The 16,896-nt window shown below is 36.3% G+C and carries 17 protein-coding genes and 1 tRNA gene; 10 read left to right on the top strand and 8 right to left on the bottom strand.

What is annotated here, in order from left to right:
• Window positions 1-398, top strand: a 398-nt coding sequence (locus N2201_05090; protein MCX7785586.1) for an archease, incomplete at its 5' end; no start/stop codon positions are given.
• A gap of 248 nt (window positions 399-646) precedes the next feature.
• Here the strand turns inward: N2201_05090 and N2201_05085 are convergent.
• The 3 genes from N2201_05085 to lspA all read right to left on the bottom strand — a co-directional run bounded on the left by N2201_05085 (window position 647) and on the right by lspA (window position 3,766).
• The gene (locus N2201_05085; protein MCX7785585.1) at window positions 647-1,825 is read right to left on the bottom strand and encodes a cysteine desulfurase; all 1,179 of its coding nucleotides are present in this window, start codon (window positions 1,823-1,825) and stop codon (window positions 647-649) included.
• A 207-nt stretch (window positions 1,826-2,032) separates the two neighbouring features.
• A complete protein-coding gene (locus N2201_05080) occupies window positions 2,033-3,175 on the bottom strand; it encodes a cysteine desulfurase (protein ID MCX7785584.1) in 1,143 nt (380 codons plus the stop codon).
• A gap of 60 nt (window positions 3,176-3,235) precedes the next feature.
• The gene (gene lspA / locus N2201_05075; GenBank protein MCX7785583.1) at window positions 3,236-3,766 is read right to left on the bottom strand and encodes a signal peptidase II; all 531 of its coding nucleotides are present in this window, start codon (window positions 3,764-3,766) and stop codon (window positions 3,236-3,238) included.
• Window positions 3,767-3,992: 226 nt separating this feature from the next.
• Between lspA and N2201_05070 the strand changes: the two genes are divergently transcribed.
• From N2201_05070 to arsM, 6 genes are all read left to right on the top strand, one after another.
• Entirely contained in the window at window positions 3,993-4,322 is a 330-nt protein-coding gene (locus N2201_05070) for a cupin domain-containing protein (protein ID MCX7785582.1), read from the top strand.
• Window positions 4,323-4,526: 204 nt separating this feature from the next.
• Window positions 4,527-5,129 carry a 2-oxoacid:acceptor oxidoreductase family protein gene (locus N2201_05065; protein MCX7785581.1) on the top strand — a complete coding sequence of 201 codons (603 nt, stop codon included), beginning with the start codon at window positions 4,527-4,529 and terminating at the stop codon, window positions 5,127-5,129.
• A 90-nt stretch (window positions 5,130-5,219) separates the two neighbouring features.
• Window positions 5,220-5,510: a 4Fe-4S binding protein gene (locus tag N2201_05060; protein MCX7785580.1), complete on the top strand. Its 291-nt coding sequence runs from the start codon at window positions 5,220-5,222 to the stop codon at window positions 5,508-5,510.
• 127 nt (window positions 5,511-5,637) lie between these two features.
• The gene (gene porA, locus N2201_05055) at window positions 5,638-6,804 is read left to right on the top strand and encodes a pyruvate ferredoxin oxidoreductase (GenBank protein MCX7785579.1); all 1,167 of its coding nucleotides are present in this window, start codon (window positions 5,638-5,640) and stop codon (window positions 6,802-6,804) included.
• Window positions 6,805-6,956: 152 nt separating this feature from the next.
• On the top strand, window positions 6,957-7,880 hold the full coding sequence (locus tag N2201_05050) for a thiamine pyrophosphate-dependent enzyme (GenBank protein ID MCX7785578.1): 924 nt from the start codon (window positions 6,957-6,959) through the stop codon (window positions 7,878-7,880).
• A 77-nt stretch (window positions 7,881-7,957) separates the two neighbouring features.
• On the top strand, window positions 7,958-8,776 hold the full coding sequence (gene arsM / locus N2201_05045; GenBank protein ID MCX7785577.1) for an arsenite methyltransferase: 819 nt from the start codon (window positions 7,958-7,960) through the stop codon (window positions 8,774-8,776).
• A 660-nt stretch (window positions 8,777-9,436) separates the two neighbouring features.
• Here the strand turns inward: arsM and N2201_05040 are convergent.
• Together N2201_05040 and N2201_05035 are read right to left on the bottom strand one after the other, a co-directional pair.
• On the bottom strand, window positions 9,437-9,838 hold the full coding sequence (locus N2201_05040; GenBank protein MCX7785576.1) for an EamA family transporter: 402 nt from the start codon (window positions 9,836-9,838) through the stop codon (window positions 9,437-9,439).
• A 90-nt stretch (window positions 9,839-9,928) separates the two neighbouring features.
• Window positions 9,929-9,999 (bottom strand) — tRNA-Gln (locus N2201_05035).
• 355 nt (window positions 10,000-10,354) lie between these two features.
• Here N2201_05035 and gap point away from each other — a divergent pair.
• The 3 genes from gap to tpiA are packed head-to-tail and all read left to right on the top strand — an operon-like array spanning window position 10,355 to window position 13,339.
• A complete protein-coding gene (gene gap / locus N2201_05030) occupies window positions 10,355-11,365 on the top strand; it encodes a type I glyceraldehyde-3-phosphate dehydrogenase (protein MCX7785575.1) in 1,011 nt (336 codons plus the stop codon).
• 7 nt (window positions 11,366-11,372) lie between these two features.
• Window positions 11,373-12,554 carry a phosphoglycerate kinase gene (locus tag N2201_05025; GenBank protein MCX7785574.1) on the top strand — a complete coding sequence of 394 codons (1,182 nt, stop codon included), beginning with the start codon at window positions 11,373-11,375 and terminating at the stop codon, window positions 12,552-12,554.
• A 26-nt stretch (window positions 12,555-12,580) separates the two neighbouring features.
• Window positions 12,581-13,339, top strand: coding sequence for a triose-phosphate isomerase (gene tpiA / locus N2201_05020; GenBank protein MCX7785573.1), 759 nt, complete (start codon window positions 12,581-12,583; stop codon window positions 13,337-13,339).
• A gap of 381 nt (window positions 13,340-13,720) precedes the next feature.
• Here the strand turns inward: tpiA and N2201_05015 are convergent, their stop codons facing one another.
• The 3 genes from N2201_05015 to N2201_05005 form a co-directional block, all read right to left on the bottom strand.
• Window positions 13,721-15,016 carry a hypothetical protein gene (locus N2201_05015; protein MCX7785572.1) on the bottom strand — a complete coding sequence of 432 codons (1,296 nt, stop codon included), beginning with the start codon at window positions 15,014-15,016 and terminating at the stop codon, window positions 13,721-13,723.
• Between the two features lie 43 nt (window positions 15,017-15,059).
• Entirely contained in the window at window positions 15,060-16,100 is a 1,041-nt protein-coding gene (mtnA, locus tag N2201_05010) for an S-methyl-5-thioribose-1-phosphate isomerase (protein MCX7785571.1), read from the bottom strand.
• Between the two features lie 194 nt (window positions 16,101-16,294).
• Complete coding sequence (locus N2201_05005; protein MCX7785570.1) at window positions 16,295-16,573, bottom strand: HU family DNA-binding protein; 279 nt, start codon at window positions 16,571-16,573, stop codon at window positions 16,295-16,297.
• Between the last annotated feature and the right edge of the window lie 323 nt (window positions 16,574-16,896).

Here is a 16,896-nt window from a genome sequence, read left to right as displayed (position 1 = left end):
TGAACCATACTTCAGATTTAGGAGTGGAAATCTATGGCAAAGATTTAGCCGAATTGTTTGCTAATGGCCTTTTTGCAATCTTTGATAATATCTTAGATTTGAAATCAGTTGAAATAAAAGAAAATAGAGCAATCAATATTTCCTCTTCTTCTTTGGAAGAATTGTTCTTTGATTGGTTTCGAGAACTGCTCTTTATCTTTGCTACTGAATATTTTGTTGCCAAAGAAGTTAAGGATATCAAGATTGAAAATAATCAGTTGTTTGCAATTATCGCCGGTGAGAAGTTTGATAAGAATAGACATCAGGTAAAGATTGAGATTAAGACTCCTACTTATCATATGTTTAATATTCAAAAGACGGACGAGGGTTATAAGGCAACGGTTATCTTTGATGTCTGATTGTTACCAACCATTATAATTAATCTATCTTATATTCAAGAAATGAATGATGATAATGAGGCAGCGGGTTATCTTTGGTATCTAATTGTTCTCCAACAAAGAATTATTCTATACTCTATGAGCCGACTGGTATTTGATGTTTCGATAATAATATCAAATCAAATAAAACCTATTCACACTAACAAGTATTTAATTCTAATTTGTGAGTTCTCAAAATTCGTAATATCGGAAGTAAAGTTTTCTCTGTTTTAGTTTTTACACTTTTTCCAAAGTGGCGAGATTGTTCTTAACCGCTCAACTACTTTTACTAATGTCTCGATAGTATAATCAATATCTTCTTTTGTTGTATTCTTATCCAGACTAAAACGAATTGGTGAGTTGATGTATTTTTCTTCAACACCAATTGCCTTTAAGACATGAGATGGTTCCGAACGTCCAGAGGCACAGGCGGAACCGGCTGATACCGCAATTCCTTCTAAATCTAAATTCATTAACAGTGCCTCACCTTCAACATAAGCAATTGAGACATTTAAGGTATTGCAGAGTCTTTGAGTGGGATGACCGTTTAATCGGATTTCAGGAATACGCATTCGGATATTTAATTCCAGAAAATTTCTTAAGGTTTCAATCTTTTTAGGAATGTCTTGCTCTAATTCTCTGCGGGCTAAAACTGCGGCTTTACCAAAGCCGACTATCCCCGGGAGATTTTCCGTTCCACCTCTTAAAGACTTCTCTTGCATGCCCCCAAGAATGATTCCTTCAATCTTAGTTCCTTCTTTGACATATAAGGCACCAACTCCTTTTGGTCCGTGAAGTTTATGAGCCGAAATTGTCATTAAATCCACACCCAGTTCTTTTACATCTATTGGTAGTTTGCCAGCAGAGGCAACCGCATCAGTATGAAAATAGACACCATACTTATGAGCAATATCACATAATTTCTTTATCGGTTGAATTGTGCCGATTTCATTATTGCTATGCATTATTGATATTAAAATCGTTTGTCTGGTTATCGCCGATTCTAACTGAGTTGGGTCAACTAATCCAAAATGGTTAACAGGTAATTTTGTGTAAGTGCCCATTTGCCATTTTTCTATTAGATATAGCGAATTTAATATTGAACTATGTTCAATGCTGGAAATGATAAGGTGATTGCCTTTACCAATTAAGGCATGAGCAACACCTCTAATGGCTAAGTTATTGGCTTCAGTGCCACTGGCAGTAAAGATAATCTCTTCGGGTTTGGCATTAATCAACTGGGCAACTTCAGCACGGGCTTGTTCAATTGCCTCACGAGTCTTTCGTCCCCAAGAATGTGGACTTGAGGGATTGGCATAATATTCAGAATAATAAGGCAACATTGCCTCTAATACTTCGGGCGCAATCGGAGTTGTTGAGTTATTGTCTAAATATATTCGGCGCTTCATTGTAGTTTAACTGACTTGATTAATTTTATTAAACTCTTAAATTGTATCATTAGACTCGTGAAAGTTATTATCCAGATATTTACAGTATTTCATATACAACTGGGTTCTTGGACTAATTTTATTAAAATTTCTATCGTATAATCAATTTCCTGTTTAGTTGGATATTTCCGTAAGCCAAAGCGAACTTGTGAGTAAAGATATTTGCTCTCAAGATTCATTGCTTTTAACTAATTTTACTAATATATCAATCGTATAGTCAATTTCTTCTTTAGTCGTATATTTGCTTAAGCCAAAACGCACTTGCGAGTCGAGATATTTGCTTTCAATCTTCATTGCTTTTAACACATGAGATGTTAAATTCTTGCTCGTTTCACAAGCCGAACCAGCAGATACCTTAATTCCGTATTTATCTAATCTCTCAATTAATTCTCTATTATTAACATTAGCAAAGGATAGGTTTGAGATACTACAAGACCGTAGAGTTGGATGGCCATTAACTTTTACATCAGGAATTTGACTCGTTATTGCTTCTTCAAAATAATCGCGTAAAGAGGCAATTTTTTGTGGTGTGTTCTTTTCAAATTCGGTTTGGGCAATGACAGTTGCCTTACCAAATCCAACAATACCAGGAACATTTTCTGTTCCAGCACGCATCTCTCTTTCCTGTTCACCGCCATAGATAATTCTTTCAATCTTAGTTCCTTCTCTAATATATAATGCGCCAATCCCTTTAGGACCATGAATTTTATGTGCGGAGATAGTTAATAAGTCAACTCCGAGTTCATTTACATCTAAAGGGATTTGTCCTGCGGAAGCAACCGCATCCGTATGAAAATAGACCCCATTTTTATGAGCAATGTCACATAGTTCTTTTATGGGTTGAATTGTACCAACTTCATTATTACAATGCATTACCGAGACTAAAATTGTGTTTTGGGAAATTACGCGTGTAAGTTCGTCTGGGTCGACTAAACCATATTGGTCAACACTTAGATAGGTTGTTTCAATATAACGCATCTTTTCTAAAAACTCAACTGGCTGAAGAACTGATTTATGTTCAATCGAGGAGACAATAATATGATTGCCTTTATTAAAATTCGCTCGTAAAATGCCTTTTATTGCCCAATTATTCGATTCTGTGCCACCAGAAGTAAAATAGATTTCTTCGGGTTTTGCTTTAATAAAATTGGCAACTTCTTCTCGGGCTTGTTCTAATGCTTCTCGGGCTTCTCTGCCAAATGAATGGAGATTAGAAGGGTTGCCATAATTCTCTTGTAAATAAGGAAGCATTGCTTGTAAAACCTCAGGGTCAACTTTTGTCGTTGCGTTGTTATTTAAGTATACTTCCATCTCTATTGAAAACTCAATGTTTCAACTCACAACTCAAATTTACTAAACTTCCTTGTTCAATTATGTGTCATCTTGGGATTCATTCTTAGTTAATAAAACTTTAGTCGCAGTAGTTGTTGTTTGTGGTTTGGGTTGCAAGACTTCTTTAGCAATTATCATTATAAGACCAATGACTAAGGTAGCATCGGCGATATTAAAAGTTGGCCAGCGAAGATGTTTGATACCAATATCAATAAAATCAATGACATAGCCCAACCGAATCCGGTCTAACAGATTTCCCAATGCACCTCCTAAGATTAATCCATACGCCACGGAAAAGAATTTGGTTTTATTTTTTATAGCAAAATAGATGACAATAAAGACAACGGCAAAAGGAAGAACATAATAAATGATGTGACTACGAACTGGAATACCAAAGATAATCCCCTTATTGTAGGTTAAGACTAAACGACCAAAATCACCTAAGACTCTGACTGGTGTATGTACTGTTAAATAAGTAGATACAAAAATCTTGGTTATTTGGTCAAGGAAAAAGACTAAAATAGATGTTATTAACAATATAATAATTGAAGCAGAGAGTTTGATTTTCATATGAGATAGATTATTATAATTAAACTTTCAGAATAGTCAAGCATCAGGCAAAAATTTTACAAAATTTAATTTTTACTAATAAAGATGCTAAATCTTTTAGCCGCTAATCAACCCAAGGGTTACAAGATTAATCAGGAAAAATCCGTAATTTTATACCTTAAGAAGTTTTTTACCTATGACTCTTTTACAATTGACAAACTGATATTTTATTGTAAAATTTATTGTTATGCCCAAAATTGATTTTGCAAGTTTAGCCCAGAAGTTGACTACACCATGGGAACCAATTGAAGTTGCCCGGATGAATGGTTTCCATATTTTGCTGGCTTTATTCCATGGACAATATAAGTTCCATAAACACGACGGCGACGAAATCTTCTTTGTAATTAGCGGTGAAATTGAAATCGAACTGGAAAACGAGACAGTTAAACTTAAACAAGGTGAAGGTTATCTGTTACCTAAAAATACCCCTCACCGTTCGCAAGCGAAATCACCGTCAGTTGTTATGGCAATTGAAAGAGCAAATTTGAAAACGATTTGGACTCAATCACCTAAATAGTAAGAATATTAGAATGGACAATAATAGAAATAGATTAGACGCTAAATAGATTCGTATCTTAAATATGAGATGAATTCGGAAGGAGATACTACACCTAACAAATTACAAATAATCCCATATGCCTAAAAAATGGCTATATCTTCTTTTTTTCTGAAAAAAGTCTTATGATGAATGTTACTAAATTTTGAATTACAGGAGTATAAAATGACAACTAATGTTTGTAAAAAATTATTAGAGATTCGCTGGCATGGTCGCGGTGGTCAGGGTGCCAAAACCGCCGCGCTCTTGTTTGGCGAAGCTGCCTTGGAAACCGGAATGTATATTCAAGCATTTCCTGAATACGGACCGGAACGAATGGGTGCACCAGTCGTTGCTTTTAACCGATTATCGGATAAAGAGATTCGAACGCACGCCGGCATCAAAGAACCAGATATTGTCGTAGTTTTAGACCCTACTCTGATAGAAGTTGCTAATGTTGTTGACGGACTCAAAGAAGACGGTATTTTGTTGGTTAATACCGAAGAAACTCCAGAACAACTAAAAAAACATTATAATTTAGATAATCGCAAAATTAAGATATACTGTGTTAATGCTTCCAAAATTGCTTTAGAGACAATAGGTCGGGATGTACCTAATACACCGATGCTCGGTGCTTTAGTAAAAGTCACTGGAATTTTTAATTATGACACGATGATGGAGTCAATTAAACATAAATTGAGTGCTAAGTTTCGTGGTCGCGATGAGATTATTAAAGGAAATTTGGAATCAATTAGACGTGCTTACGAAGAAGTAAAATCTGAATGTTAAGAGAAATCATTATCACGATGACAACCGAATGGAGTGATAAAATTTTTGTCGGGATTGTTTATCGTTGTACTCATAATATGGAGCAAAAATATGGCTAAATTAAAATCTTGGAAAGAACTGCCTTGCGGAGCAATTTTAACAGACACCAAGGCAATTTTAGAAAATAAAACTGGTGCCTGGCGTAGTTTCCGGCCAGTATGGCATAAAGAAAAATGTATCAATTGTCTGACCTGCTGGATTTATTGTCCAGATGCCGCAATTATCTTAAAAGACGGAAAACATCAAGGAATCAATTATGATTATTGTAAAGGCTGTGGCATCTGTGCTGAAGTTTGCCCGAAAAAAGTTCAAGCCATTACAATGGAAAAGGAGAAAAAATGATTAGTGTTCCAACCACATTCTATTCTTTTGCCTATAGGAATGCAATGGATGCTTCTAACAGGGATTACGAATGCTTTGCATTGTTCAGAATGATTGTGCGACTAAATCAAATGATAAAGGAGCGAAAATGATTGTCGCCAAAACTGGCAACGAAGCAATGGCGTATGCGATGAAACAATGTAATCCTGATGTTGTCGCCGCATACCCGATTACACCATCAACTGAAATTGTCCAAATCTTTTCCAGTTTTGTTGCAGATGGGTTGGTCGATACAGAATATATTCCAGTGGAATCAGAACATTCAGCAATGAGCGCGTGCATTGGCGCTGCGGCTGCTGGTGCCCGAGCAATGACCGCAACTGCGTCACAAGGACTGGCTTTAATGCATGAGATGTTATTTATTGCTTCTGGTTTGAGATTGCCGATAGTGATGTGCGTTGCTTCCCGTTCATTATCCTCACCATTGAATATTCATTGCGACCATTCTGATTCAGTGGCGTCGCGCGATTCGGGTTGGATTCAAATTTTTTGTGAAAGTTCCCAAGAAGGTTATGACAGTGTGATTCAAGCAGTAAAGATCGCGGAAAAAGCTTTTCTCCCTGTAATTGTCGCCATTGATGGATTTATTCTCTCTCATTGTATGGAACGAATAGAAGTATTAGAAGATGTTGAGGTTCGCAATTTTGTCGGTAAATTTAAGCCCAATTATTCGCTTTTAGATGTCAAAAATCCAATTACGGTTAGTCCAGCGTGTCTTACTGATTCCTATTTTGAACACAAACGGGCTGAAGCCGAAGGCATGAGACAAGTATTACCAATTATTGAAGATGTAATTGAAGAATATGCTAAGAAATTTGGTAGAAAATACCCGGTGATTGATGAGTATCGGACCGAAGATGCTGAAATCGTTATCTTAGCAATGGGCTCAACTGTCGGCACAGCAAAAATTGTAGTTGATGAGTTACGAGAACAAGGCAAAAAAGTTGGGGTCGTCAAATTACGCATTTTCCGACCATTGCTCTATAAAAAAATGGCAGAAATCTTTAAGAAATTTAAAGTAGTCGGTATCTTAGACCGTGTGGAATCGATGAATTCCTATATCAGTCCATTAGCAACCGAGGTTCGGGCTGCACTTTATAACATAAACCCAAAACCACTGACGCCATCTTATGTTTATGGATTAGGAGGCCGTGAAATATCTCAAGATGATATTAAAATGGTGTTTGATGAGTTGTTCCAAATTAAAGAAACGGGCAAAATAAAAGATGAAGTGTCGTATATTGGAGTAAGATAAATAATGCAAATAGTTAGAGAATTTTATATCAGATGTCAAAACGAAGGCAAGTTAATAATGCTGTCAATTAATGGACTTGCCAAAGAAAGAGTGAACAATAATGCTAATAGATAAAACACTTTTTATGAAATGTCAGCAATGAGAGTGAGGTAATAATGCCATCAATTAAAGAACTTGCTAAAGAACCGGAATTGTTTTCACCAGGTCACAGGGCTTGTACTGGCTGTGGTGAAGTCTTAGCAGTAAGACAAGTCTTACTGGCGGCAATCAAACCCGTAGTCTGCGTAATGCCGACTGGATGTTTAGAGATTGTTTCAACAATATATCCGCATACTGCCTGGCAGGTACCAATGTTTCATAATGCCTTTGAAAATGCTGCAGCCACCATCTCCGGAATTGAGGCCGCATATAATACATTTAAACGCCGGGGTGAAATAACCGAAAATATTAATTTTATTGCTTTTGGCGGTGACGGTGGAACTTATGATATTGGTTTCCAAGCGCTATCCGGTGCTGTGGAAAGGAATCACCGCTTCTTATATGTTTGTTTAGATAATCAAGCCTATATGAATACTGGAATCCAACGGTCATCAGCAACACCACTGGGAGCACATACCACAACATCACCCGTGGGAAAAGTTCAACCCGGTAAACTCCGATGGCGTAAAGATATTGTTGAAATAATGATTGCACATGATATCCCCTATGCAGCACAAGCAACAGTCTGGAATTGGAATGATTTAGCCAATAAAGTTCGTAAAGCGCTCTCAATTCAAGGTTCAAGTTTTATTAATGTTTTAGTTCCTTGTCCATTAGGTTGGGGTTACCCTTCAGCCAAAACAATTGAAATGGCGAAACTCGCTGTCGAAACTTGTTTCTGGCCATTGTATGAATGGGAAGGCGGCTCTTATAAAATCAATTATATCCCAAAAGAAAAAAGACCGGTCGAAGAGTGGTTGAAAGGGCAAGACCGGTTCCGACATTTGTTTAAACCTGAGAACAAATATCTTCTGGAAGCATTTCAGAATGAAGTGAACCAACGATGGGAACGATTACAAAAAAAGGCAGTTCAATAATTGTGACTGCTTAAACATAACGAACAACGCATTAAAAACTCTTTTTTGGTGCGATACTAATTTGAAGAATTAAGAAAATGAAAAAGACGAACGAAATAAAAAAGATTGTCCGTCAAAGATATGCTAAAATTGCTAAAGAGAATTCTTCCTGTTGTGCTTTAACTCAATCTTGTTGCAAAACAGTTAGTGCATTAGATATTAGTAAAAAGATTGGGTATACCGAAAAAGAAATACGAGCAGTTCCCAAAGATGCTAATCTCAGTCTGGGATGTGGAAATCCACTTGCTTTCGCATCAATAAAAAGAGGTGATGTGGTACTCGACCTTGGCTCAGGTGCCGGATTGGATGTGTTGCTGGCTGCGAGAAAAGTCGGAATGAAAGGTAAGGTCATCGGAGTCGATATGACTCCTGAGATGATCGAGAAAGCACGAACAAATGCGCAAAAAGGTGGCTATAAAAATGTTGAGTTTCGTCTCGGAGAAATTGAAAACTTGCCGGTTGCGGATAATTCAATAGATGTCATAATTTCCAATTGTGTGATTAATCTTTCGCCTAATAAAAGGAAAGTATTCCAAGAAGCTTTTCGAGTCCTGAAACCAGGTGGAAAAATAATAGTTGCAGATATAATGTTAGAAAAAGAACTTCCCACGGTAATTAAGAATTCGGTTGAAGGTTATCTCAGTTGCTTATCTGGCGCCACAAGAAAGAAAAAATATATTGAGATAATAAAAAAGAGTGGATTTCAAGATGTAACAATCCTTGAAGAGACAACTTTTCCAATCGAATCGATGGTAAATGAGCCGACCGCACAAACACGCATCAATAAATTAGTTAATTCGGTATTAAGTGTAAAAATATCAGCAAGTAAGCCTTTGGTCGTAGATAAACACAGATAAGACACATTTTTTTCTGTGACCACGAACTAAATGCAGGGTCTCGATTTTTTCTAAATAGCAGAAATCAACCGCTAAATTAATTTTGGACAACGCTTCAAAGAGATATTGTCGATGTTGATTGAAATTGTGTAAATTAAAGATAAGCATATTCTTTACCGTTCAGTTTTGATGACCCATCCAGACGTTTTTTTTAATAGATAATCTGTAATCAACTCAATTATACTTTTCCTTTAACTATCGGCTCCCCTGACATCCTCAGCCGTCTAACAGGCAAGCCGGTCAGCAAGCCAGGGGGCAGGCCGGAGGGCATACCCCTCGGCAACCCGCCGGCTTACCCTTCTGACCGCCCAATCTACAGATATTTCGATTGCCCTTTAGGTGACCGAATGATTTAACCTTACGATAGTCAATAGGATAGCAGATAAAGTCGCCGAATCCTTTGCCTTTTCGGTCAAATAGGCCAGTGGCTCATTTGATTAGTGCCGACATTTTTATTATACACATAAAGACCATATTTCCGATTTTCCACAAGATTTGATTATATTTCTGGCTCGTTTAATTGGTGCCAGATTTTTATAATACCAAACAAAATACCTTATTCCCAATTTTCCCCTAAATTTGATTATATTTCTTAAAATTCGATTATATTTCTTATATCTCCTATCGGGATAAAAAGAAGATTGCAATTATTGCAGTGATAATACCGATGATGTGATTTAGTGTTAGTGGTTCAGATAAAAATATGTAAGCTAAAATTACCGGCACAACAATATATAATCCAGTTAAAGGCACGACAACACAAGCCGGCCCTTTAGATAGGGCGATATAAAACGCTAATGTTGCAATTGAAGCAGAAATACCAACGAGAATTGCCCAGAACGAATTGAGGCTAAAATATATCTTAGTTCTTATCAAGGCATAAATGGCTATAGCAAGCCAGGCACCGATTGAAGTGAAAAATGCTAAATGTTCGGTAATAAGACTTTTAGTTAGAACCTTAGAAAAATATGCCCATAGTCCCCAAAATAATAAAGCAATTAATGAATAGATACGGTAATCCATTTTATCTTTATCAATTTATTATGCCATAAATGATACTTTCGATTTTGCTGACACGCTTTCTAATTTTGATAGTTAATTTTTTATTTTTATCTGGGGGACAGGGATTCGAACCCCGATACGCAGATCCAGAGTCTGCAGTCCTGCCGTTAGACGATCCCCCAAAGACAATTTCTATTGTAATCAAAAATTAATAATTGTAAAGTGTATTTCATAAAAACGATTAAATTTAACAAAGAAAATTAGATTTTATTAAATTATACTTCGACTAATCTGATGTTGGTGATACTTTTACGGAATACAGAAAAAGATTGACTTTTAAGACATTTTGATTTATATTATAAACTTATGGATTTATATTATAAACTATAAACTTAATTATAAACTTATATAATTTATGAATTAATGCTTGCAGAATAACTTGTTTAGTTAATTGGCAATATTAAAAATGTTTTTAGTTTATTCTCAAAAATATTGCAAAAATAGAATAAAAAATAATTATTCATTTAGGAGGAACTTATGGCAGTAAAAGTAGCAATTAATGGCTTTGGTCGAATTGGCCGATTAGTATTAAGAGCCGGTCTCAATAATAAAAATTTTGACATTGTCGCAGTTAATGATATTACTGACGCTAAAACCCTGGCTCATCTGTTTAAATATGATTCCGTCCATCGGACATTTAATGGCACTGTGGTTGCCAAAGCAGATTCCTTTCTGGTTAATGATAAAGAAATCAAGGCGTTTTCGGAAAAAGACCCTTCAAAACTTCCCTGGAAAGATTTAGGTATTGAGATTGTCGTGGAATCCAGTGGAGCTTTTACTTCCTACGAAAAATCTAAAGCTCATCTTGATGCTGGTGCCAAAAAAGTTATTATCACGGCACCACCAAAAGGTGAAACACCTGTAAAATCAATTGTGATGGGTGTGAACGAACAGATTTATGACCCCAAAACCGACCAGATTATTTCGAATGCTTCCTGCACGACTAATTGTGTCGTGCCAATAGCAAAGGTTCTACACGAAAATTTCAAGATTCAGCGCGGATATATGACAACAATTCATGCTTATACTAATGACCAGAATATCTTAGATGCACCGCATAAAGATTTACGACGCGCTCGAGCCGGTGCGATGTCAATGATTCCAACTTCGACTGGTGCCGCAAAACTTATTGGAGTAGTCTTTCCGGAACTTAAAGGGAAAATTGACGGCACTGCCATTCGTGTGCCAACGGCTGATGTCTCCTTGGTTGACTTGTCTTGCGTCGTGGAAAAAGAAACAACTAAAGAAGAAGTTAATATGGCATTTGAAAAGGCTTGCAATGGACCAATGAAAAAATATATCCAATATCTAACTGAGCCTTTAGTTTCAATCGATTTTACCGGAAGTCCTTATTCCGCAATCTTTGATTCCACGCTTACTGCGGTGATTGATAAAAACTTAGTTAAACTCTTTGCTTGGTATGACAACGAATGGGGCTATACTTGTCGAGTGATTGATTTAATTGAATATATTATTTCACATAAGTAGCTAAGTTATGAAAAAACTATCCATTAGAGATTTAGAAGTAAAAAATAAGAAAGTTTTAGTGCGGGTTGATTTTAATGTACCACTTTCATCTACCGGCGAAATTAGTGACGATACGCGCATTCGCGCAGCATTACCAACAATTGAATATATCATCGAGCAGAATGGTATTGCGATTCTAATGTCGCATTTAGGCAAGCCTAAAGGTAAACCTGACCCGAAATATTCGTTAAAACCAGTGGCAACAAAACTGTCGCAATTGATTAATAAAGAAGTGCTTTTTACTGAAGATTGTATCGGCCCGAATGTGAAAGGTGTTATTGAAAGAGCAAAACCTGGAGATGTTGTGCTTTTGGAAAATTTGAGATTTCATCCAGAAGAAGAGAAAAATGACCCTACCTTTGCTAAAGCGCTGGCAGAATTAGGAGAAATATATGTAAACGATGCATTTGCTACTGCCCATCGAGCTCATAGTTCCACCGAAGGTGTTACCCGATATTTCGATAATCCAGCAGCCGGATTTTTAATGGAAAAAGAGATTGAATATCTCAGTTATGTGGTCGAATCACCAAAGCATCCTTATGTTGCTATTATCGGCGGAGCCAAGATAACTGACAAACTCGGGGTCATTAAAAATCTGTCAAAGAAAGTTGACCATCTTCTTCTTGGTGGCGGTCTGATTTTCAATTTCTTTAAGGCACAGGGATATGAAATCGGCAATTCGATCTTTGAACCTGAAATGTTAGAAGAAACGAGAAATTTACTCAATGAAAAAAAGATAAAATTGCCAACCGATGTTTTAGTTGCCGAAAAAATTGCGGCTGATGCCTATACGCAAGTGGTTTATTCCAACGAGATTCCAACCAATTGGTCAGGTGTTGATATCGGACCGCAAACTTGTCAGATTTACAAAGATATAATTAAATCGGCTCAGACAATTGTTTGGGCAGGACCTATCGGAATCTTTGAAATTGATAAATTTGCCAATGGTAGTAGAGAAATCGGATTAGCTATTGCTGATGCGACAAAGGCCGGTGCAACTTCTGTTGTTGGTGGTGGTGATACAGTTGCTTGTCTTAGTAAATTAGGATTAAAAGATAAAGTCAGTTTTGTTTCAACGGCTGGTGGCGCTTCCTTAGAATTTTTAGAAGGCAGAGAACTCCCCGGCATCAAAGCATTAAAAGATATCTGAGATTACAATTAGAAAATGTGTTTGAAATGAGAATACCCCTTATTGCCGGTAACTGGAAAATGAACAAATCACCACAAGAAGCCAAAGAGTTTGCTCAAGCGTTAGTTGAAGCACTATTGGAAGAAATCCAGTCGGAGGTATTAATTTGCCCACCGTTTACTGCTTTATCTGTGGTAGCAGAAGTAATCAAAAATTCTAATATTCGACTCGGCGCACAAAATATGCATTGGGAGATTAAAGGCGCTTTTACCGGTGAAATTTCAGGTGAATTTCTTAAAGAACTCGGCTGCCAATATGTTATTTTAGGACATTCAGAACGAAGACAATATTTTGCCGAAACTGATGAGATAATTAATAAGAAACTTCATACTGCATTACAAATTGGACTAAAGCCAATCTTATGTATTGGAGAAACGCTTGCTGAGCGCGAGAACAATCAAACTTTAAGTGTAGTGAAGAGACAATTGGAAACAGGACTGAAGACGCTCGATAATATAAATAATGTGGTCATAGCCTATGAGCCGGTTTGGGCAATTGGGACTGGAAAAACTGCGACTCCAGACCAGGCAGAAGAAATTCATAGTTATATTAGAGAAAATATCGCTAAAAAATGGAGCAAAGACTCAGCCGATAAAATCAGAATCCTTTATGGCGGAAGTGTTACCCCAGAAAACATCGATATTTTAATGACGCAGCCGGATATCGATGGTGTTTTAGTGGGTGGAGCAAGTTTAAGATTAGAATCATTCATAAGAATAATAAAGTTCCGACCGCTTAATGTTTAGCCGGCATTACTTTATTATGAAAGGAATTCCAAAATTTCACTGATTTCTACAATTTGACCGCAGAGTCTCAAAATGTTATTTTAATCAGTGTAGGCGAAAAAGAATCTCCGATACCAAAGAGTCTCTGTTTTTGAGAACCTGGGCAATGCTCGATAGAGCGGAAAGGAGTGAAGGCTGGTCTCGCAAGCAGAGCAAAACTGCATTAACACAGAGGAATATCGGTCGGATTCAAAAATGGTATTCATTTCATTATAAGAGCCCCCAGTTAATATAAATTAGCCCTTGCATTAAAAACCGGCGCTATACAAATCTCAGTGAGAATGTATCGAATTGATTTTAAAATTACTTGGTTAAAAGTTGCTGAATTGATTTTTGATTTACTCATTGAGCATATGCTAAACTAATAGTAAGTTTCCGACCGAAATCAAATTTATTAGGAAGGATTTCATATTTCTGATTAAAAATGTTTTCCGCACAGAAAGAAAATCTCAATTTTCTTAAGCGAAATTGAGAGGATAAGAAAATTAGATTATACCCAATTTCGGATGTAAAGACCCAATAAGAAAATAATCGTTGCGGATAAAAATACCGATTACCCATAATAAGGAATCTAAGGTTAATATCAAAATTATTAAATATTACTTGCAGAGATTCGGCAAAAAAGTATTTAGGGATAACAGGTAGTTCATTAGGGGTATAACTTAAGACAGTAGAACTATTAAGAAACCGCCAATAATTCTGTAACTTAAAAGTATATTGTTGCAATTTACTCTGGCTATTAGTTAGAATTAACCAGGAGTCTTGTAAATTGAAAGTAAGATAAGATTGAGATTGTTGATAAAGAACCAAAATTTGATGGTGTTTGGTAGACAATGCGATAGTGCCATACCAATCATTTATTGGATAATCCAAGTTGTTATTGATTATGATGGGATAGATATGCTGATATAATGTGTCAAAATAGCATATTTCAGTTTGATTTTTACTAAAATTGGTCAGCAATGTGAAATTCCCCAGATGAAACCCACTATGCAAACCAACGCCCAGTTGGCTTTTTTTAATATCATATGCGACTTCAGGTTTGATAAAAAATTTATCGCCCAAGGTAATCAAATCATTAAATTTAATAAGGCTATAAAACTGATTTTGGAAGATACCTTGAGCCGTAGTATTAATATTACCCAGTAGAGTTGGATAATTGAAAATGAAATTCGAATGAGTTAAAAGAATTTTTTTCTCTGTTCTATCAAAATATCTGGTTCCTCGAACAATGGCGTTTAATTGTAGTGCCCCCATGTCAATAAACCAAGTTGGGGTATAAGATAATATTACCCCATCATAATATCGGAAAACCCGCTTTTTTTTCTGCACAGCAAAACCGAATTCCTGCAAAAAGTTTTTTGTCAGGCAAATAAGATTTATTGTACTATTATACTTGAATAATCTACTAAAATCGTAGTCATTGACTCCTTGTAATGAAAAACTTAAGGACAATTTTTTCCCGAGCAGTTTGCTTAATAGTAAATCTCCGCTGAAGATATTGCCGGTGCGCACCTGAATATAAAAAGAATCTATTTTAACTCGCTTGAACGAGGTATCTTGATAAGTCATTTCTATTTTCCATAATTTATCAAATGGTAAAGGTGGTAGGCTATCGCCGGTACCGATAGTAACCAATAAAAAAATCAAAACTGCCGGATTAACCATTGACAGGCATTGCTTAAGATTGTATTGGAGAGTTTGATAATTGTCGCACAATATTTCTTATGTAAGGTGGTCGAATAATTCCTTTTTCCGTAACAAATCCAGTAATTAGATTATGGGGCGTAATATCAAATGCTGGGTTATACACATTGACTTTACTTGGCGCCACTTGATGTTCGGCACAATCAATTACTTCTTTTGGGTTTCGCAGTTCAACGGGTATCTCTTTGCCGCAAAATTTAGTTAGGTCAAAACTGGAACTGGGGGCAACGACATAAAAGGGAACTTGATAATAGTGAGCAGTAATGGCTAAAGTTAAGGTTCCAATTTTATTAGCCGTGTCTCCATTTTTCGCTATGCGGTCCGCCCCCACTAAAACAAGGTCTACTTTCTCCATAACACTTGCCATCATATTGTCTGTAATCAGAACACAAGGAATTTGGGCGCTAAGAAGTTCAAAGGTAGTAAGTCGTGCTCCTTGAAGTAGAGGTCTGGTTTCTAAGACATACACTTTGATATTTTTCTTTTGTTGATGTGCGATAAAAATTGCGCCTAAGGCCGTGCCGATGCCGGGAGTTGCAAGCCATCCTGTATTACATATTGTCATAATCGTATCGTCATGCTTAATGAGATTAGCTCCGATGGCACTCATTTGATAAGAGTTTAATTGTTCTCGTAGATGAATTTTGACCGCTTCAGAGATTAATAACGATGATAAATTCTTATCATCGATTTGAGGATTATCAATGATTTGTAAGAGCCGATTAATTGCCCAACTCAGATTGACCGCAGTGGGCCGTGCCAGTTTTATTCTTTCGGCAATTTTCCTTAAATCATTTCGGCTATGTGTAACTTTACGGTTTGCTTCCATAGCCAGAGCATAAGCACCGGCAACTCCAATTAAGGGTGCGCCACGAATCTTTAATGATTTTATTGCGGAAATTACTTCTATATAATTTCTGAGTCTAAGATAACAAACTTTTTGAGGAAGCTGCGTCTGGTCTAAAATAATGAGATGATTACTCTCAAATCGTAGGGCAGTTAATTTTGAGCTCATTTTGCTGACCGTATAATCTAATGAAATAGGTAATAATTACATATTTTTATATTTAATTTAATATAGACTATTCACTCCTACCAAATTTTTATATTGCAATTAAAGTTTTTGGAGTAGATAAAAGGAAGGGTGCAGTCAAGATGTCTTGAATCTTTACTGCCCCCTTCCTTAACATTACCCTGTTGGGTTTTGTATTATGCTTTTTTAACCATTTCTTTTAATTCTTTGCCTGGACGGAATACCGCTTTTTTCTTGGCAGGAATATTAATTTTTTCACCAGTAGCCGGATTACGGCCGATGCGGGCTTTAGTTTTTCGAATCATAAATGTTCCGAATCCAGGAATCGCCACTTTATCACCTTTCTTCATCGCAGTCATAATCGTTTGAATTAAAGTATTAAGGAAGGCCTCAGCTGATTTCTTGGGAAGTTCCGCTCCCTCAGCAAGTTTTTTTATTAAGGCAGCTTTGGTAATTTTAGCCATATTATACTTCACCTCCTTTCATATTATACTCCGCGTTTCAGTTGAGTCTTCGAGATATTTATAAACTGAACATATTGATAAACCATAATAATTTATCTAAAGATTCTTCATTTGTAAGCACTGAAACGCTTTTGTTGTATTTATTTCCATAGTTGGAAAATACTATAGAAAAAAAACACTGTTTGTCAAGAAAAAAATGAAAAATCTCGAGAATAGTTGCTTGAATGAAGAAATAGTATAAGAATTAATTTTTGCTAATTTCAAGACCTGTTTCACATATCCATTATAATTAAATCTCATAAACTGTATAGTAT

It is taken from the genome of candidate division WOR-3 bacterium (assembly GCA_026418155.1).
GTDB lineage: Bacteria > Hydrothermota > Tepidihabitantia > Tepidihabitantales > CAIPLT01 > JAOABV01.
This window is presented reverse-complemented; position numbering and strand designations above follow the sequence as displayed.